Genomic DNA, 18,834 nt, shown 5'->3' on the forward strand with positions numbered 1-18,834 from the left:
CACGAATCACGCTCTCAAAACGGGCCGGTCCTCAGAACGGTGCGGCCGGACCTTCGTCGGACTCGCCCTCGTCGTCATCGACCGTTTCGCCGGGGAACGATGGCGTCGCACCGCCCATCTCGTCGCCGCCACCAGCGCCGGTGTGTGCGTTGACCTTCTCGATTTCGGGAATTTCCTTGACCATTCGGCTCTTGATCGCCTGAATCGTCATCGGCGAGATACCGCAGCCACTGCAGGCACCGCCGAGCGCGATGGTAACCTCTCCGGTCTCGCGGTCGAGGTCCTGAATCGCCGCGTTTCCGCCGTGCATCTGAATCTGCGGGAAGTTCCGGCGCAGGAAGTTCGTCACGCTATCTTCGAGGTCGTCTCCGTCGTTCTGGGTTTCCGTGCTCATGAACTCGTGTTGGTGGCGAACGTCCTTAGACCTTCCGCAGTTTGGAGTCTGTTTTTCGACGTAGGTTTCCTGCCAGGACCGCACTATCGGATAGACCGCAGTCAAAAGCCGAAGACTCGCCGAAGTTCGCTTTCGATCTCTTCGACGTGTTTCTCGAGCACCTGTTCGAATCGTTCTTCCTCGACGACGACGCCCGCGAGCCGGTCGTAGGGGTCGTTCGGAAGTTCCACGCGAAATTCTCCGTCCCCCTCGTAGAACGGCTCGCTCTCGTTGAGCACTTGTTGGTCGATCGCGTGGACGAGTTCGGAGTCGTATCGATCGTTCATTCGGTTGAACGCGTTCTTGTACGCCTGCTGGAGTTCGGGAAAGTAGTTCGCGTACTTATCCTCGAACTTCTCGGGATCGAAGTCGGCCATGCTGGGTGAAAGGGACAGCGTCACCAAAAGTGGGGCGATCGGTCGATTCTGACAACCCGCCCGCGGTTGCAACTGCCGGATGCTTTTACTCGGGCCCGCTAGAATTGTCTCTTCGGTTGATACGGTACCGGGTACCTACATAGGTGGGATGAACTCGCAGGCCAAACGAGCACCCCGAGCAGTCACGTCGGATCTGTTATGACACTCACACAACGGTCCCTCCCGAGGGAGGAACTCCCGCCCAATTGGGGGCCCCTCGAGAGCAGCGACGATCGAATCGCGTATCGTCGCAGCCGATCCCCAGTTACGCTGTTTGCGGTCCGCGTTCCCGCCGATCGGTCCCATCCGTCGCTCGGTCTGAGCCGATGCTGGGAGATACGGTACCGCTACTCGATCGGAGAGTGCTCGTCGAACGAACTGATCGGAAGCGTGACGACACGCAGAGCTGCACTCGAGGCCCTTCTCGAATGTATGCACCATGTTTACAACTCCCTCGACTCGCCGGATAGCCCGCTCGATATTCGGGCTGCTCTCGAGTCGGTGTCGCTGCCGGCGCTCATCCCCGAAGAGTCCTCGATGATCTCGTGACCGCCGATGCGGGACGGTCGACATTCTATATATCGAAATAGGATATATGTGTACCGAGACCCCTTCTTCTACAGCATCCGTTAGCACCCGCAATCAGAGTGCTATCACCCGAAATCTATTCCGAAGCCCGATAGAGACGAAAACGTGACTGATGCTAGCCTGACACAACTATTAATCGTGGACGAGAACATCTACTACGTCCGTTCCATCGCGTTCGAGTGCTTTTTCCAGAGTCGACTCGAGTTCGTCGGGCGTCTCCACTAGGTGGCCGCGTGCGCCGTAACTTTCCGCGTTTTTGACGAGGTCGACGGCGGGTTCGAAGTCCATCCCGACGTACTCGAAGTCCTCGTCGGTTCCACCGTAGATATTTTGCATATTGTCCTTCAGAATCCGGTAGTTACGGTTGTCGGCGATGATGACCGTCAGATCGAGGTCGTACCGCGCCGCCGTGTAGATCGTGTTCGGATAGTAGAGGTACGAACCGTCGCCGATGTAGCCGATCACGTCGTGTGACTCTTCGCGCATCGATTCGGCCAGGGAGGCACCAACGGAAGCGGGGAGTCCGTATCCCAATCCGCCTCCCTTGTTCGAGATCAGCTGCTGTGGCGAAAGCGAGAACCGGGTTAACAGGGGGTATTTCGACGTTATTCCTTCGTCGACGATGTAGGCATCCGGCGCAACCGCCTCGAGCGCGTCTACGAGTTCGTGCTTTCCCGACCGCGTTTCGCCGTCCGGTTTCTCGTCGACGCCCATTTCCTCGATGAGGCCTTCCATCGATTGTTTTACCGAACGGACGTTCTCGAGTCGCTTCTCGTGTTCGTCTTCGGAAAGCCGACCTGCGACGCGGTCGGCCAGCTCGGCCATGACGGTTCCGGGGTCGCCGAGTATCGCTGCGTCGGCGCGTTGATTCTTCCCCACTTCCCAGGGGGCGTCGCTGAGGTGGATACAAGTCGTGTCCGAACCGACCAATGGCTCCTCGTGGCGCATCAACGTCGTATTTGTCGATATTCCGGCGAAGACGAGCGTGTCCGGACTCATTAACATTGACGCGATATCCTCGTCGGGCGGCACGAAGGAGATCCAGTGGTCGTGGTCCGTGGGGAAACTGATCTCACAGCCCAGGATCTCCCCGTGGACACGCGCTCCCGCCGCTTCGGCGAGATCGACCGCGGCGTCGACGGCGCTTTCGCCCGCTCGAGCCACGTGGTCGCCGACGATCATAACGGGGTCGTCCGCCTCCGCAAGCAGGGTCGCCGCGTGCTCGAGTTGGTCCGTATCTCCGCCGCCGGCGGTTGGAACGGGACCGAGCGGTTCGATTTCCTCCGGGCTGGCTTCCGAGAGCATGACGTCCATCGGAAGTCCAAGGAAGACGGGGCCGGTCGGCGGCGTCAATGCGACCCGAAACGCCCGTCGAAGCATCGTCGGAAGGGCGGCCACGTCGAGCACTTCGTCGGACCACTTGCAGAACTGCTCGGTCATCTCGACGAGTTCGCCCGAAAGAAGCGGTTCTTCGTGTCGAAAGTCCCGTTCGTGGTTCCCCGCCGTAACCACGAGCGGTGTTCCAGCCATTTTCGCGGCGTAGATGTTCCCCAACCCGTGTGCGAGACCGGGAGTAATGTGGAGATTTACGACACCTGCAGGGTTGATCGAGGGGTCGTCGTCGGCGTGATACCGCCGCGTACTGGCGTATCCGGAAGCCATTCCCACGGCGACGTCCTCGTGGAGCCCCAGAACGTACTCGAGGTCGCTCTCTGAGAGGGCGTTCATTACTGGCAATTCCGTCGTGCCCGGGTTTCCGAACACGTGTGAAACGCCGTAGGACTCGAGGGCGTCGACGAACAGATCCGCACCTGTGTATGTATTTCCCATGTCTGAGTTACACATTCGTTCCGGTGCACAAAAATCGACGCCTCGATTGAGTCGTTCGACGCCCGTCTCGTGTTGATGTATTCTATGATGCTATATGCAATCTCGCACTGTCGATCAGTAGCCCGTGAAAACCGGCCTCGAAAGCTCCCCTCAAATAAAGGCGGTGTCTTGTCTGAGATCGTTGTACTGCGGCGGACGTAGAATCGCTATGCTAGACGGAATCGCTAGATCCGTGACGCCTGCGCTCGCACGTCGTCACGGACGTTCCGGTCGTCTTACTGAACCGCGTGTCGATACTGGAGTGTCCACGCCGAGGACGCGTCGTCCTCGAGTTCGTCGGCCGCTCGGAGCCCGAAGTACGGGTCGCGCAGGAACTCGCGAGCGACGAGGACGAGGTCCGATCGCTCGTTGCCGACGACCGCTTCGGCTTGGCTTGGTTCGGTGATACCGCCGACTGCTCCGACGGCGACGTCTGCCCCCTCGCGGACCGCTTCGGCCAGTGGCACCTGGAAGTTTGGCCCGCCCGGCGCGTTCTCGTCGGGGTGGAGTCCTCCCGAACTGACGTCGATCAGATCGACGCCTAACTCCGCGAGTTCGTCGGCTAGCCGCACCGACTGCTCGATGTCCCACGACTCGACTCCCTCGATCCAGTCCGTTCCCGAGATGCGGACGAAAACCGGCTTCTCGTCGGGCCAGACGTCCCGAACGGCCTCGGTTACCTCGCGGACGAACCGCGTCCGATTCTCGAAGCTCCCTCCGTACGCGTCTTCGCGGCGGTTCGTTACCGGCGAGAGGAACTCGTGTAACAGATAGCCGTGGGCGGCGTGGATCTCGGCGATCTCGAAGCCGGCCTCGAGCGATCGTTCGGCTGCGGCCCGATAGGCGTCGACCACGGACTGAATGTCGTCTGTGTCAGCTTTTCGTATCGCGGGCCGATCGCCGTCGAACGACGGATAGGCGTCTGGAGACGGCGAGAGAACTTCGTATCCCGCTGCTCCGTCGGGATCGGTTTCGTCCGGTCCGATCGGAACGTTTCCGTCCCACGGACGGGTCTTGCTGCCCTTGTGACCTGCGTGGGCGAGTTGAATCGCGGGAACGGAGTCCTGGTCGCGGATGAATTCGGTGATCGGCTGTAGCGCTTCGGCGTGATCGTCGCTCCAGATGCCGAGGTCGTGAGGCGTGATCCGTCCGCGGGGTTCGACGGCGGTCGCCTCGGTCATGACAATGCCGGCACCGCCGACAGCTCGACTACCGAGGTGGACGCGGTGCCACTCCGTTGCTAGTCCGTCTGTTCCACAGGAGTACTGACACATTGGAGAGACAGCGAGTCGATTCGGGATAGCCGTACTACGAATTGATAATTCAGAGAAGAGCTCAGTCATGTGCTTTCGAGTATAGCGACGGAAACCGAAAAACGGCCGCGGATGGCGGGGGCTTTGCCGGATTGCGATTTGTAACCAATTACGTTGATGTGGTGATTCGGGATCGAACGGATCGAGGCCACGCTGTACCGATCGACACCGAGAATAGACTCGAGCGGAGCGCTTATACAGCCAACTGTCCTATCGCCTACAGCGACAGTCGGTCATATGAACCCACATCTCCCATTTTCGATCGATTTTCACGTTCACTCCGATGACTCCTACGACGGCCACGAACCGGTCGAACTCATCTTGGAACACGCCGCGGATATCGATCTCGACGGCATTGTGATCACGGACCACGACGAGATCGAAGAATCCCTCCGTGCAGCCGAACTCGCCCCGGAGTACGGTCTGGTCGGCATTCCGGGCGTCGAAGTCTCGACCCGACACGGCCACCTGCTGGCAATCGGCGTCGAGAGACGTCCGGACCCGGGCATGCCGTTCATGAAAACGGTCGAACGCGTGCGCGAGATGGGTGGAATCGCGATCGTTCCGCATCCGTTTCAGCGCTCGCGCCACGGCGTCCGAAAACGGCGGATCAAAGACGCCGACGCGATCGAGGTGTACAACTCGATGGTCTTTACCGGCTATCGCAATCGCCGTGCGCGAACGTTCGCGAAAAATCGCGAGTATCCCAAAATCGGGGCGAGCGATGCCCACTACCTCCCAAACGTTGGCAAGGCCTACACCGAAATTCTCGTCGAAGCGGAGACGTCGGGGACGACCAAAGCCGACATCGACGGCGACGAACTCGTCGACGCGATTCTCGAGGGACGAACCCAGATCCGGGGAAAGCGAACGCCGATTCACAAAAGCACGGTCCAGTACGCGAAAGGTGCCGTCCGAAAATCGACGTACATGCTCACTAAACGAGCGCCGCTCGTGCCGACCGTTCCGGCATCGATGGACCGGTCTTGATCGTTTCGGGCTGTGCGTCTTCTCCTCTAGTACTTCCTCAACTCAGCTGTTTGCCGACGATTTCATTGGCCCGTTCGATGAACGTCGACTCCTCTCCGGCGGGAACCGTCGCGCCCGCGGCCACGTCGTGGCCCCCGCCGTCGCCGCCGACCGCCTGCGAGGCCTCGCTCATCACGACCGAGAGATCGAGTCCGTTCCTAACCAGGCTGTGGGTCCCTCGTGCGGAAACCTTCGTTTCGACGTTATCACCGTCATTTCCCTCCTTTTCGGCGAACGCAAAGATCGGCTTTCCGGTCGAGATTCCGTCGTTCCCCATCGCCATTCCGGCGACAATCCCCACGATGGTTTCTCGAATGCGGTCGCCCGCGTCGAACCACTGCACGTGCTCCTCGGCCGTTACCCCCTCCTCGGTCACCAGATCGATCCCTTTCGAGAGGTTCTGGCGGTGATTCCGCAGGAGCGTTCGGGCCCGCTCGAGCGCCCCCTCGCGGTTCCCGAGGCAGACGCCGAGTCCGACGTCGGCTCTTTCGTATCGCGCTGTAGCGTTTAAGAGCGTGGAAAATTCGCTCGCGTCTCGGAGTTCCGTTCCGACCGGTTCAGCGCTTAGCACGTAGGAGGTGCCCACGAGCCCGTCTATTTTGGATGCGGGAACGCCCTTCGAGACGGCTCGCTGGACGAGCGCGCTCGCGACCGTTTGTTTTTCCTCGCCGGTCAGCCCCGACCAACGCCGCCACTCGCCGTCGCGTTTCAATTCGAGGTCGAGCCCGTCGAGAAATCGCAGCGCGCCGTTCGAATCGTTCGAGATGCCGGGGATGTAGACGTCGGTGGAGTACTCGAGCAGCTTCGGCAACGGACGGGTCTGCTTGCCGTAGATGGCGAGGTCCGTCGCGGTCTCGAGGACGCCGGCGTCGACGCCCTCCTCGACGATTCCTTCGTTCGCGCCGTGGAGTTCGCCGCCGGAGGCCTGCATGTCGCCGACGGCTCCGACGACGGCCAAGGCGGCGAGGTCGCGGTTGTCCACCTTCGGCCCCGATCCGCCGGCAGGCGGGCCTGCGGCCGTCGCGGCTCCGGATCCGGCGTTCGTCCCGGTCTCGGCTTCGGCTCCGCCGTCGGTTGCGACGGTCTCGTCCGCTTTGTCACCGCCGCCGGTCGTTTCCGCGAGCGCTCGAGCGAGGACGTAACTCGCGCCCGCGCCGGATAGCTCCGACGCGCCGTTGATCCCGAACAACAGCGGATTGAGGTGGTACTCCGTCTCTCTGTCTGCGGGTTGGTGGTGGTCGGCGATGACGGGCGTGAACGCGCCGTCGTCTTCGTGCTCGCCGATCACGTCGAGCTGGCCGCTCCCGAAGTCCGTGAACAGCACCGTCTCGTACTCCCTGGCGGCGATTCCGGCGATTGCATCCTCGTCGAGTTGTTTTTCGAAGACGGTTTCGAAGGGAATGTTCGCGCGCTCGAGGGCGCTCGCGGCGATCGCTGCGCTGGTGAGTCCGTCGGCGTCGATGTGGGAGGCCAACAGTACTTCCTCGGCCTCGCACAGCCGGTTTGCGCACTCGCGGGCGCGGTCGTCGAGTTCGGGAACGGGGCCTGACATTCGTCTCGGTCGGTTGTGGGTCGGCTTCCGGGATAAAGTTGCGGTCCGGCGTGGAGGGACGCGTTCAGTTCTGCCTGCTACTAGTGGATCGACATTCAGCGTGTTCCGTTGGATGGCTTCTGCGATGCTTTTTCAGCAATCTTCTCTGTGAAACAGCTGGTATCGATGAATCACTGAGTCGCATACTGGTGGGAGCTTCCCTCCGGACTACCGTGCTAGTTAGTATTCATATTCGGCGTCGAGGACGATAGGCACGCCGGATACACAGTCCCATGTCACGGACCTAACTACTATGGCGAATCCGAATGAACAATATGTCTATACCGAATACGACCATATCCTATCGATGACCCTCCCCAATCCAACACGGCGGGCCGTCGTTGGCGCGGGCGGACTCGCCGCAACGCTCGGCGTCTTCGGCGGCACCTGGGCCCTCGCCAACGGATCTGATGAGCGACCTGGCGCCTGGATTCTCACCTCCAGTTCGGTTCCGAGCGGTATCGATCGGCTCGTCCACGTTCGCGTCGACGACCTCCAGACGGACGATATCGCTCGAGCGGGTGCGTTGACGCTTCTCGATTCGCCCGCGTTCGCAGACGTACCCGACGCGATCACGTCGTTTATCGACCGTGAAACGGTTACTGACATCGAGGCCGACGGTCTCGCGAAGCTGGTCCTCGTCGGCGACGACGACGGGGCGGCGGCGCTTGCGTGGGTGACTTGGAGTGAAGCCGACTTACTGGCAGAACTCGAGTCGACCGCCGACGAGACGGCTGAAATAATCACCGACGGCGACTCTCCGATTCACGTTGTTGGCGAGGCAGCTGTTGCGTCGATCACGGAAAACCTCTTTGTCCTCGGTGAGCGGGAGACGGCGACGTCGGTAGCGGCCGTCTGGAACGATAAATCCGATCCGTTGGCCGGTCCCCTCCTTGATGCGTTCACCGCGGCGACGCGAGAGGCACCCGTTCGTTTCGCGGTTGAGCGCCCCGTTAGGAACTGTCGAGATACCGTCGGCGACGAGGAGACGGCAAACCGGATTGGATACGTTTCTGGGGACGCATTCGCCGAGGACGAGGTACATGTTTCGACGGTAACGTTTCGAACCGACGAGTTCGACGATGCCGAGGCGGTCGAGGAAGATGTGGTGTCCGCCCTTGGATTCGGCGGTCGGGACAACCTCCCTGCGGATGACATTTTCATCCGCGATGGAATGCGACATGCTTCACTCGACCGAGATGGGACACGCGTAACACTCAACTACCGGGCGCCGGCTGACGAACCGACCGACGTAATCGACGCGTTGTTCGCCACGATCGGGTGCGGGTACGGGACGTAAATTCCCTCGGAGTCGAACCGTTCGAGAATTTTCAATTCTCGTGACTAAGCGAAGATACGTGGAGCGCAGTTTCCGCGAGGTCTGCGAAACTGAGGGCTTTTCTGATCACGAAACTCCTTGATTTCCGAACGGCCCGGGCATTCTCCTAGTCCGCTTGTAAACCGAGAAAACCGCTATTCGAGTTCGGCGACCGTCTCCCGAGCCAGCGTCTCGAAGGTCGCTTCGCTCGAGACAACGTCGACATCGACGCCGAGTTCCGCCGCCGTCGCCGCGGTCGGCTCGCCGATGACGCCGACGACGGCGTCGTTCAGCCCCTCGAGAGCTTCGATTTCGGCTCTCTCGCCGTCGTCTCCGTTGTCTCGTGCTCGCGCGGCCTCGAGGAAGTGTTCGACGGTCAGCGACGAGGTGAAACAGGCCGCATCGAGCCCGTCGGAGGCGGCGAGGTCGGCGGCGTCGCCGCTTTCCTCGGGGCGAACGAGTCGGTAGAGGATCGTCTCGTGGAGGTATGCTCCGGCGCTTTCGAGCCCCTCGAGCAACACGTCGCTTCCGTGGTCGCTGCGGGCGATCTCGACGCGCGCGCCGTCGACCTCGTCTGCGAGTCGCGAGACGAGCCCGCTCGAGGTGTACTCCTCGGGAACGATGTCGACCTCGTAGCCGACCTCGCGAAGGGCGTCTGCGGTTGCGGGTCCGATCGCACAGACGGTCGTCTTACCGGGTTTCCAGCCCGCGTCGGCGACGAGTTCCGCACCGGTCTTGCTCGTCAACACGACGTATTCGGCGTCGGTCCGTGGAACCGCGTCAGTCGGTTCGACGGCGAGCATCGGGTCCGGAACGGGATCGACGCCGAGTTCGGAGAGCAGCGCGGTCGCGGTTTCGATCCGATCGTCGTCGGGGCGGAAGACGGCGACGGAGGGGGTGTCTGTCGACATCGATTATGCCTCCGTGGAGCCGTTTTCTCGCCGCCCGTAGCCGTTTTCGAGGAACTCGACGACGGCCTCTCGGGTCGAGGACACGTCGCCGATCACCGTTACGGCGGGCGGGGAAATGCCTTCCTCGTCGCGAACCTCGACGATGGTCTCGAGAGTTCCCGTCGCGACCTGCTGGCCCGGCCAGGTGCCGCGCTCGATCAGCGCGACGGGCGTTTCGGGGGCCATCCCGGTCTCGAGCAATTCCTTCGTGTAGTCGGGGAGTCGGCCAACGCCCATCAGGACGACGATGGTTCCGTCCGTCGCGGCAAGCGCGTCCCAGTCGACGGCCGATTCTTCCTTGGTCGGATCCTCGTGACCCGTAACGAAGCTTACGGAGGAGGCGTGATCGCGGTGGGTAACGGGGACGCCGGCGACGGCCGGTGCGGCGATCGCCGAAGTGACGCCGGGAACGACCTCGAAGGGAATCTCGCGCTCGGCGAGGTACTCGGCTTCCTCGCCGCCCCGACCGAACACGAACGAGTCGCCGCCTTTGAGCCGAACCACGTCCCTTCCCTCGCGGGCAAGTTCGACAAGCCGTTCGTTGATCTCGGATTGTGACGTGCGCTCCCCGCCAGCGCGTTTGCCGACGTCCTCGCGCCGATCCTCGGGAAGCGTCTCAATGATCTCCGGACCCGGAAGCTTGTCGTGGAGAACCACGTCCGCATTCTCGAGCAACCGTTTCGCCTTGACCGTCAGCAGTTCGGGATCGCCGGGGCCGCTCCCGACCAGCGAGACGGTTCCCGGTGCGCTCTCGGAGTCCGAATCCGGCTCGCTTTCGTCGAACTGGCCCGCGTCGTTCTGACCCGCCTCTTTCGCCATCTCACTTCCCCTCCGGTTGATCCTCCTGATCCGGAAGGCTTCCGTCTGTGTCGGCTTCACTGTCGTCTTCGCCGTCTTCGGTTCCTGCATCCTCTCGAGCCTCTTCGATCAACCTCGCGGCGCCCCGATCTTCGAGGTCCCGCGCGAACTCGACGGCCGCATCGGCGTGCGTTTCGACCGGAAGATCGCGATTCGCGAGGACGGACTCCTCGCCGTCCCGGTCGAAGACTGAGACTCTGGCTTGCACGTACTCGCCCTGTACAATGGCGTAGATGCCGATCGGCGCGATACAGCCCCCGCCGAGTTCCGAAAGCAGCGTTCGTTCGACGGTCGTCTCGGCGCGACTTCGCGGGTGGTCGATCGCCGACTGAATGTCCCGAGCGGTTTCGCCGTCGGTCGCGGTCACCGCGAGCGCGCCCTGTCCCGGCGCGGGAACGAACGTCTTCTTGGGGAGTTGCACGTACTCGACGTGGTGAGCCAGCCCGCTTCGATCGAGGCCGGCTTCCGCGAGAACGATGGCGTCGTACTCCGTTTCGATCTCTCGGCCGAGCGCCTGCTTTTCGATCTCCGAGAGCCCGTCGAACCACTCGTCGACGGTTTGACTGTCTCCGCCCGTTTCGCCGTCTTCGCCGTCGGTCTCGTCGGTATTCTTGTCCTCGTAATCTGGCTTGTAGCCGCCGGTGTCGCCTTTCCGCTCTTTGTCGGCCTCGGTTCGCTCTGCGTGTTCTTCCTGTAGCGCGGGTGCCAGTAGCTTCTCGAGTCGCGTGTCGACGTTTCCGCGAAGGGGCTCGACCTCGAGGTCGGGACGTTCCGAGAGGAGCTGAGCGCGACGGCGGAGACTCGACGTTCCCACCGTTGCGCCGTCGGGGAGGTCATCGAGCGTCGTTCCGTCGGGTGTGACGAGGGCGTCGCTCGGTCGCCCGCGATGGGGGATAGCCGCGGTAACGAGCTCCGAGGGCTGCTCGGTCGGCATGTCTTTCATCGAGTGGACCGCGCCGTCGAGATCCCCATCGAGCACTCGTTCGTCGAGTTCGCGGACGAACGCCCCCGTTTTCCCCAGTCGGTGGATCAGTTCGTCCCGAATTTGATCGCCTGTGGTCTCGACGGTGACGAGTTCGACCTCGTAGCCACGATCCTCGAGACGCTCTTGAACGAGGGCCGCCTGTCTCTGGGCGAGTGTGGACCCCCGTGTCGCCAGCCGCAGTGTCCCGCGTGTTCTCATAGACACAGATCCGGGCCTCGACTATGAAAAGCGCACGCTCTGTCTCCGTTCTGTCATCGACCCTCGAGTTTGCTCCTCGGCCGCGGTGAATATGTTCGTCAGGACGCTTTTGGTACCGGACTCGAAAGGATGAAACGATGACCGAGAAAACGCTGTACGACCGTCTTGGCGGCGAAGAGGCGATCGGCGCGGTGGTCGATCAATTTTACGAATACGTTCTCGCTGACGATGATCTGGTCGAATATTTCGAGGACGTGGATATGCAGGCCCAGCGTGCCCACCAAACGCAGTTTCTCAGTTCGGTCGCGGGTGGCCCTGTCGAGTACACCGGTGAAGATATGGAAACTGCCCACGAACATCTCGGGATCACACGGGAAGACTTCGACGCGATCGCACGGTACCTCGCGGAGACGTTAGCGGAGTTCGACGTCGACGAAGCGGATCGACAGGCGGTCCTCGAGGGGGTCGGGAAGTACGAGGACGCTATCGTCACCGCCGACTGAGATCCTGGAAGCAGTCTTCTCGAGCGTTAGGGCGTTCTCACCGCCCGTCGCCGCCGGAACAGATAGTACCCGGCCAGCACCGGCTGGATCGGGGCGACGAACAGACTGCCCAGTGCGATTCCGAGAAAGAGTCCCGGATTCGGTTGCCACGAACCGCCCTGGGCGCTGACGTAGGCGGCATCCTGGTGGATCGCGATCGGGAACGTGCCGAACGCGACCGCACCGGTGAGTGCGATTGCGGCCAGGAGTAGTCCTGGCGTCGCGAAGACGACGGCAATCACCGCGGTGATCGTTCCGACTACGGTCGTGGCCAGTGAGAGTGCGACGACGAGCCACCAGCCGCCCCATCCGGCCTCGGTTCCGACTGCTCTGTGGCGTCGAGTGAGATAGACGACCGCAGCCGCCGGTGCCCAGACCAATGCGACCACTGCGTAGAGCCAGGGGCTCGGTGTCCAACTCGAACTCGAGGAATCGTTCGAATCCGACTCGTTTGCATCCGACTCGTTTGCATCCGACTCGTCCGCACTCGACCGAACGTGGCGAGCGTCGACGAAGAGTGCGATCATCATTCCGATCGTCAACAACGTGTAGCCGAAGGTCCCGACCAGGAAGAGCCCCCACGCGAGGCCGGGAACGCCGGGGTCGGCCTCCCGAATAACTCCGATCGCTCCGACGCCGATCACCGGCGGAAAAAGAAAGCACAGTCGCTCGATAACCCGTCCCCAGTCGACAGCGTCGAAACTCGAGGGCCGCTCGAGAGTGATCACGTACCGTGACGTTCCACCCTACAACGGAAACGTCTGGCGTTGGGCGGTGTTCGCAACGCTTCCCGTCCGTTGAGTCGTGTTTGGCGCTATTGCCAGTATCGAGAACGAATCCCTCTGGCAATCGACCCGCCTAGAACAGCGGCTCGGGTTCCGTTGGCGGCGTTCGTTTATGTTCGCTCTCTTCGTGAAGTTGTTCGACCTCCCGGACTTTTTCGACGCTCGTGTCGGTGAAGCGTGCCGTCACCGATGCGGAAAGGTTGCCGTCGATGTAGAACGCGAGCACCGCGTCGAGCGTGTCGTAGTCGAGTCCGAGCTCCTCCTCGTCGGTGCCGTAGTCGACCATTCCGCCGGTCGGCGTCTTCTGGACGATAGACTCGTCGACGCCGATGTGGGCGGCAACCTGTCTGACCTGCTGTTTGTAGAGGTTCGCGAGCGGGTTACAGTCCACGCCGCCGTCGCCGTATTTCGTCACGTAGCCCGTTGCGAGCTCCGCGCGGTTTCCGGTTCCCAGAACGATTCTGTTCTCTCGGTTGGCGAGGAGATACGTGACGGCCATCCGAATTCGGGCGCTCGTGTTTCCGACGTATCGCCCCTCCCACTGATCCTCGGCGAGGTTCCCGTCGTCGGTGTCTGCGGTCTCGAGCACCTCGTTCATGATGGAGTCGATGCCGAAGACATCGTAGGAAATACCGAGATCGGACGCGACGCGCTCGGCGTCGCTCATGTTCTCGTCCTCGTTTACCTCCTTCGGCAAGGTGACTCCGTGAACCGCCTCAGCACCGAGGGCTTCGACCGCGAGCGTTGCAGTCGTCGTGCTGTCGATACCGCCCGAGAGCGCGATCTCGGCGCCGTCGGCGTCGGCTGCGTCGACTCGGTCTCGAATAAATTCCAGAAGGTGGTCGGTCTGTGCTTTGACCTCGTCCGCAGAGAACCGAAGGTCGACCGGTTCGATCGAATCGTCGATCTGCTGGTAATTTTCGGGCATGCAGGTGCCTGAGTAACCAGCTTGAGACTGATAATGGTCGTGCTTTCGAGCGCGCTCGCTCGGCCGACGAACGTATACACTGTCGCTCCGCGATATCGATTTTAAAAAACGCCGGATTCCCTGTATTCCTCCCGGCTAGCAACCCTTCCATTCTCTTATGGGATAGCCCACGACTTGTAGATGTGGGTTCGTTGCAGGTGTTGAGACTCTCCGCTCGAGATGAATCTTCTAGAGCGCTTCTTTGTACGCCTCGAGCGTCTCCTCGACGTCGGCTTCGGTGTGGGCGTAGCTGACGAACTGACACTCGAATTGATTCTGGCTGAGGAAGATACCCCGCTCTTTCATCTGTCCCCAGAATACGCGTCGCCAGCGATCGGTTTCGGCGGCTTTCACGTCGGCGCTGTTTTTCGGCTCGTACTCGTATCGCGGGGAGTCAGGATCCTGCACGGGGCCGAACTCCGGTGCTCCGTCGAGCGCTCTCGCTCCTGGCCCCTCTCGAGTAAAGAGAACCTTGAACATGCTCGCCGTTCCCGCGACGGTGTAGCTCGGTGCTTGATCGGCGACGATGTCGGACAGTCCAGACCGGAGTTGATCACCGAGTTCGTCGACGTGTGCATAGACATCGTTTTCGGCGGCGAATTGTAGCGTCTCGAGGCCGGCGGCCATCGTCACGGGATGGCCGGAGAACGTTCCCGCCTGGAAGACGTCGCCCGCGGGCGTGAGTCCTTCCATAATTTCGGCCTTGCCGCCGATCGCGCCGACGGGGAAGCCGCCGCCGACGATCTTTCCGAACGTCGTCAGGTCGGGCGTGACGCCGAGTTCGCTCTGAGCACAGCCCAGACCGCCGACGCGGAATCCCGTGATCACTTCGTCGAAGATCAAGAGCGAGCCGTGTTCCTCGGTAATTTCTCGCAGGAACTCGTGATAGCCCGGGACGGGATGAACGATGCCGTTGTTTCCGAGGATCGGCTCGGTGAGCACGGCGGCAATGTCGTCGCCGTGTTCCTCGAAGACCTCGCGAACGGCGTCCTCGTCGTTGAACGGCACCGGAATCGTGTGCTCGGAAAACGATGAGGGAATCCCCGCGGAACTCGGGCCGCGCTCGTCGGCGTCGCCTTCGACGAGCGTCGACTCTTGAGCGCCGTGGTAGCCGCCCTGCATGACGACGATCTTGTTCCGGCCCGTGTGGCCTCGAGCCAGCCGGACCGCGGAGGTCGTCGCTTCGGTTCCGGAGTTGACGAAGCGGATCTTTTCGACGCTCGGGACGTGGCGAACGACGAACTCCGCGAGGTCGACTTCGATTTCGGTCGGCGCGCCGTACATCGGTCCCTCGCTCGCGGTCCGCTGGATCTCGGCTCGGACTTCCTCTGGGAGGTCGTGGCCGAGCAATAGCGGTCCGAGTCCCATCACCCAGTCGACGTAGCGATTGCCGTCGGCGTCGATAACGTGGCCGCCGTCTCCTTTCTGGACGAAGAAGGGATACGGTTCGACCGCCGCACGAACAGCAGAATTCACACCGCCGGGCATTACTGAAAGCGCCCTGTCGTACAGGTCGCGCGAGTTGTCGTCGTTCATACGCGGGCCTTACGCTTCGGGCGGCAAAGAAGTACCGAGGTCGACCGACGAACCGCTCGTTGGAATCGAAAATAACTCGCAGAACCGAGGCGAACTCGCCTCGAGGCGAGCCGCGCTGATTGATTGGAGCGTCTCTCTCACGAGAACGATAGTCGAATCGGAACCGAGCCGATCAGACCGCGTCCGTTCCGGTGTCGCCGGTGCGAACCTGCGTCGCGCTTTCGACGGGGATCACGAAGATCTTGCCGTCACCGGGTTCGCCGGTGTTGGCTCCTTCGCGGATCGCGTCGACGACGTCCTCTGCGGGGACATCCGCGACGACGCACTCGATTTTGACCTTCTGGTGAAGGTCGACGGTGTACTCCTCGCCGCGCCACTGTCCCTTCTTGGCGGGCTGGGAGCCGCGTCCGGAGACGTTCGTGACGGTTAGCGACGGTGCGCCGCTTTCGGCGAGCGCCTTTTTCACGTCGCCGAGTCGGTCCGGACGGATGATGGCCGTGACCATCTGAATGTCCGTCGTGTAGCCGTCTTCGCCGCCGTCGGTACGGAGCTGTTTTTCGGGAACGCCGCCGTCGGTCGCGACATCCGGGCCACCGAATTCCGGATAGGTGTCGACGCCGTGTTCGGAGACGTCGAGGCCATCGCGCTCGTGTTCTGGGGTAACTCGAGCTTGTCCGATCGCTTTGAACCCGCCCCAGATAACGGCGGTTGCGACGATCGTCCAAGCGCTGATGAGGACGACGCCGGTGACCTGTGCGACGAACGCGTTTGCAACGTTATCGACGACACCGGGTGCGGCTACGAACGGGAACAGGAGCGTCCCCAGAATACCGGCCGAGCCGTGAACGGGGAAGACTGCACAGACATCGTCGATTTTCAGGTAGTCCTCAACGGCCTTGAAGACGAGCGGGAGCTGTGCACCGGCGATTCCGCCGACGACGAACGCGCCCCACCACGCGGTGGTGTCTGGAATCGCCGTGATTCCGACGAGGCCGGCGAGTAATCCATTAGCAACGTACAGCGTGTCGACTTTTCCGGTCATCGACCATGCGACGAGTCCAGCAGCCATCGCACCGCAAGCCATCGAAATCGTCGTGGTTGCGGCGACTCGACCGAGCTGGTCGCCCAGGAACACGCTATCGCCGAAGATCGCCGAGGTTCCGACGTTGAAACCGTACCAGCCGAAAGCGAGGATGAGCGTTCCCAGAACGGCGAAGGTCAACGAGTGGCCGGGAATGACGTTCGCCGATCCGTCATCGTTGAAGCGGCCGATTCGTGGGCCGAGCATCCACGCTGCGGTAAGGCCGGCGAGACCGCCCATACCGTGGACGATCATGCCGCCCGCGAAGTCAGCGAACGGCGTGCCGGTGATCGTCTCGATGTATCCACCGGCCCAGGTGATCCCGGTGACAACTGGATAGATCACCGCGGCCAGCAAGAATGTGTATCCAACGTACGCGCGAAGCTTCGCACGACCGGCCACGGCACCCGAAACGATGGTCGCCGCCGTCATCGCGAAGACGGCACCATACAACCAGTCGATCCAGCTACCGGCGTCACCGACGAACGCAGGCTCGAAACCAGCGCCGGCGACGGCGCTTTCGACGCCGACGCCGATGAGGAAGAACACCGTTACTCCGACGCTCCAAGTCAGGAGGTTCTTCGTCAGCTGATTTGCTACGTTCTTCGAGCGTACCTGCCCCGCTTCGAGCATGGCGAAACCTGCGTGCATGAAGAAGATGAGGAACGTGACGACCAGAATCCAGGTACTGTTGATCGCCTCGATCATCATCTCGGTATCGGCCTGAAGAACCGTTGGCTCGATCATGCTTGCGTCACCTCGCTACCCGTTCCGAACGCACTGTCCCCGATACCGTTACGTATGTCCACACTATCCTTGTTTTGAGTCATGATTGTACTCCAAATCACGTTCGTTCTCGAGGTCTCACCCATATATAATGGTTGGCGTTGACAATCAGGCAGGAATGGTGGTGTAATAGGACCATTCGGACGAATCTAGAGGTGATATAATGTGTATTAGGGTCTTGACTAGGGCTGTTCGTCTTCTCACGTGCTTATACACTGACCGTCCGTCCACCGGGATTCGGAGCGACCGTGGAAATTTTTGCGGCGATTGAACGGGTTTTGGCCTTTTTGGGCTTGCGCGCGGCAGATGTTGCCACATGGGTGTCCCGGTTCGAGTGTATGTGAACGTTTGGCGGTTTCTGGCTGTTTTCAGTCATCTGTGGATAAAATATTCACCAGGCTCGAGCGAGGTGGCATTTTTCGAAGAAGCGACCTCTCATTTCACCAGCACCGAATACTCGAGCGCCGGATCATCTGAGAGACTGCCCCTCGTTCAGGATCCAGCCGATAGCTCTTCGGCGACGGTTTCCGCGAAGTACGTCAGAATCAGATCCGCACCTGCGCGTTTGATCGACAGCAGCGACTCGAGCGCCACTTCGTCCAACTCGAGCCAGCCTTTCTCCGCGGCGGCGTGGAGCATGGCGTACTCGCCGGAGACGTTGTACGCGGCGATGGGGTGGTCGAACTCCCGTCGGAGATCGGAGACGATATCGAGGTACGGCAGCGCCGGCTTGACCATCAACACGTCCGCTCCCTGCTCGACGTCGAGTTCGACCTCCCGGATCGCCTCGCGCGCGTTCGCGGGATCCATCTGGTAGTGTCGTCGGTTTCCGAAGGAGGGTGCGCCGTCCGCGGCGTCCCGGAACGGGCCGTAGAAGGCGCTCTCGTACTTCGCCGCGTAGCTCATGATCGGGACGTGCTCGAAGCCAGCCTCGTCAAGGGCGCGCCGAATCGCGCCGACCATCCCGTCCATCATCCCGCTGGGTGCGATCATATCCGCCCCCGCTTGCGCGTGGGAGGTCGCGATCTTCTCGAGGGACTCGAGGGTCGCGTCGTTGTCGACGGTCATCGTGTCGGCCGGCGTGGCGGCGTCGTGATCGCAGGTTGTTTCGGGTGCGGCGCCGTCTTCGCCCTCGCCGCGGAGTTCCTCCGCCAACGGTCCGCAGTGGCCGTGGTCGGTGTACTCGCAGAGACAGACGTCGGTGATGACGTACGCGTCCGTCTCGTTCGTGATTCGTCGAGTCGCCTCCTGGACGACGCCGTCCCCGGCCCACGCGCGGGTCCCTTCGGGATCTTTGGATTTTGGAATGCCAAACAGCATGACGGCCTCGACGCCGCTCGCTCTGACTTCTTCGACGCGGGCAACCGCCTCGTCGATCGGGACGCGCTCGTGGCCCGGCATCGACTCGATTGGGACGCGCTCGTCGGTCGTCGCGTCGACGAATATCGGTGCGATGAGATCCGACGGCTCGAGGCTCGTCTCGCTCACCAGCGATCGAATCCGATCCTGTCGAAGCCGTCGCGGGCGATGGGTGAGGTTCATATCCCTTCTTTCGTCGGGTCGCGCAAAAACGATGCGTTCGTTATCTG

17 protein-coding genes are annotated in these 18,834 nt (G+C 61.7%); 4 read left to right on the forward strand and 13 right to left on the reverse strand.

All coding sequences use genetic code 11. From position 1 onward, the window contains the following. Positions 1-31: 31 nt before the first annotated feature. Positions 32-394 carry a NifU family protein gene (locus ACZ5C7_RS08495; RefSeq protein ID WP_464375904.1) on the reverse strand — a complete coding sequence of 121 codons (363 nt, stop codon included), beginning with the start codon at positions 392-394 and terminating at the stop codon, positions 32-34. A 101-nt stretch (positions 395-495) separates the two neighbouring features. After that, complete coding sequence (locus tag ACZ5C7_RS08500) at positions 496-810, reverse strand: DUF5783 family protein (protein WP_464375905.1); 315 nt, start codon at positions 808-810, stop codon at positions 496-498. A 198-nt stretch (positions 811-1,008) separates the two neighbouring features. Here ACZ5C7_RS08500 and ACZ5C7_RS08505 point away from each other — a divergent pair, with 198 nt between their 5' ends. Then, entirely contained in the window at positions 1,009-1,398 is a 390-nt protein-coding gene (locus tag ACZ5C7_RS08505; protein ID WP_464375906.1) for a hypothetical protein, read from the forward strand. Positions 1,399-1,569: 171 nt separating this feature from the next. Here the strand turns inward: ACZ5C7_RS08505 and ACZ5C7_RS08510 are convergent, their stop codons facing one another. Continuing rightward, positions 1,570-3,267: a thiamine pyrophosphate-binding protein gene (locus ACZ5C7_RS08510; RefSeq protein ID WP_464375907.1), complete on the reverse strand. Its 1,698-nt coding sequence runs from the start codon at positions 3,265-3,267 to the stop codon at positions 1,570-1,572. 275 nt (positions 3,268-3,542) lie between these two features. Then, positions 3,543-4,649: an NADH:flavin oxidoreductase/NADH oxidase gene (locus ACZ5C7_RS08515; RefSeq protein ID WP_464375908.1), complete on the reverse strand. Its 1,107-nt coding sequence runs from the start codon at positions 4,647-4,649 to the stop codon at positions 3,543-3,545. A gap of 207 nt (positions 4,650-4,856) precedes the next feature. Between ACZ5C7_RS08515 and ACZ5C7_RS08520 the strand changes: the two genes are divergently transcribed. Further along, positions 4,857-5,609: a CehA/McbA family metallohydrolase gene (locus ACZ5C7_RS08520; RefSeq protein WP_464375909.1), complete on the forward strand. Its 753-nt coding sequence runs from the start codon at positions 4,857-4,859 to the stop codon at positions 5,607-5,609. Between the two features lie 37 nt (positions 5,610-5,646). Here the strand turns inward: ACZ5C7_RS08520 and ACZ5C7_RS08525 are convergent, their stop codons facing one another. Then, positions 5,647-7,200, reverse strand: coding sequence for a DHHA1 domain-containing protein (locus ACZ5C7_RS08525; RefSeq protein WP_464375910.1), 1,554 nt, complete (start codon positions 7,198-7,200; stop codon positions 5,647-5,649). Positions 7,201-7,546: 346 nt separating this feature from the next. On the opposite strand from ACZ5C7_RS08525, the gene ACZ5C7_RS08530 reads away from it, so the two are divergent. Further along, on the forward strand, positions 7,547-8,539 hold the full coding sequence (locus tag ACZ5C7_RS08530; protein WP_464375911.1) for a hypothetical protein: 993 nt from the start codon (positions 7,547-7,549) through the stop codon (positions 8,537-8,539). Positions 8,540-8,712: 173 nt separating this feature from the next. Here ACZ5C7_RS08530 and ACZ5C7_RS08535 read toward each other — a convergent pair whose 3' ends face one another. From ACZ5C7_RS08535 to hemC, 3 genes are read right to left on the reverse strand one after another with little or no spacing between them, the layout of a single operon-like run. Beyond that, complete coding sequence (locus ACZ5C7_RS08535) at positions 8,713-9,468, reverse strand: uroporphyrinogen-III synthase (protein ID WP_464375912.1); 756 nt, start codon at positions 9,466-9,468, stop codon at positions 8,713-8,715. A 3-nt stretch (positions 9,469-9,471) separates the two neighbouring features. After that, entirely contained in the window at positions 9,472-10,326 is an 855-nt protein-coding gene (cobA, locus tag ACZ5C7_RS08540) for a uroporphyrinogen-III C-methyltransferase (RefSeq protein ID WP_464375913.1), read from the reverse strand. Position 10,327: 1 nt separating this feature from the next. Next, on the reverse strand, positions 10,328-11,548 hold the full coding sequence (gene hemC / locus ACZ5C7_RS08545) for a hydroxymethylbilane synthase (RefSeq protein ID WP_464378414.1): 1,221 nt from the start codon (positions 11,546-11,548) through the stop codon (positions 10,328-10,330). Positions 11,549-11,685: 137 nt separating this feature from the next. On the opposite strand from hemC, the gene ACZ5C7_RS08550 reads away from it, so the two are divergent. Continuing rightward, positions 11,686-12,051: a group I truncated hemoglobin gene (locus tag ACZ5C7_RS08550; RefSeq protein ID WP_464375914.1), complete on the forward strand. Its 366-nt coding sequence runs from the start codon at positions 11,686-11,688 to the stop codon at positions 12,049-12,051. A gap of 26 nt (positions 12,052-12,077) precedes the next feature. On the opposite strand, the gene ACZ5C7_RS08555 is transcribed toward ACZ5C7_RS08550, so the two are convergent. From ACZ5C7_RS08555 to hemB, 5 genes are all read right to left on the reverse strand, one after another. Continuing rightward, complete coding sequence (locus tag ACZ5C7_RS08555; RefSeq protein WP_464378415.1) at positions 12,078-12,815, reverse strand: hypothetical protein; 738 nt, start codon at positions 12,813-12,815, stop codon at positions 12,078-12,080. Between the two features lie 133 nt (positions 12,816-12,948). Beyond that, complete coding sequence (locus ACZ5C7_RS08560) at positions 12,949-13,803, reverse strand: NAD+ synthase (protein ID WP_464375915.1); 855 nt, start codon at positions 13,801-13,803, stop codon at positions 12,949-12,951. A gap of 228 nt (positions 13,804-14,031) precedes the next feature. Continuing rightward, positions 14,032-15,378 carry a glutamate-1-semialdehyde 2,1-aminomutase gene (hemL, locus tag ACZ5C7_RS08565; protein ID WP_464375916.1) on the reverse strand — a complete coding sequence of 449 codons (1,347 nt, stop codon included), beginning with the start codon at positions 15,376-15,378 and terminating at the stop codon, positions 14,032-14,034. Positions 15,379-15,550: 172 nt separating this feature from the next. After that, positions 15,551-17,203 carry an ammonium transporter gene (locus tag ACZ5C7_RS08570; protein WP_464378416.1) on the reverse strand — a complete coding sequence of 551 codons (1,653 nt, stop codon included), beginning with the start codon at positions 17,201-17,203 and terminating at the stop codon, positions 15,551-15,553. Between the two features lie 534 nt (positions 17,204-17,737). Next, positions 17,738-18,787 (reverse strand): porphobilinogen synthase, encoded by a 1,050-nt coding sequence (hemB, locus tag ACZ5C7_RS08575; RefSeq protein ID WP_464375917.1) that lies wholly within the window; start codon positions 18,785-18,787, stop codon positions 17,738-17,740. Between the last annotated feature and the right edge of the window lie 47 nt (positions 18,788-18,834).

The organism is Halostagnicola alkaliphila (genome assembly GCF_055379965.1).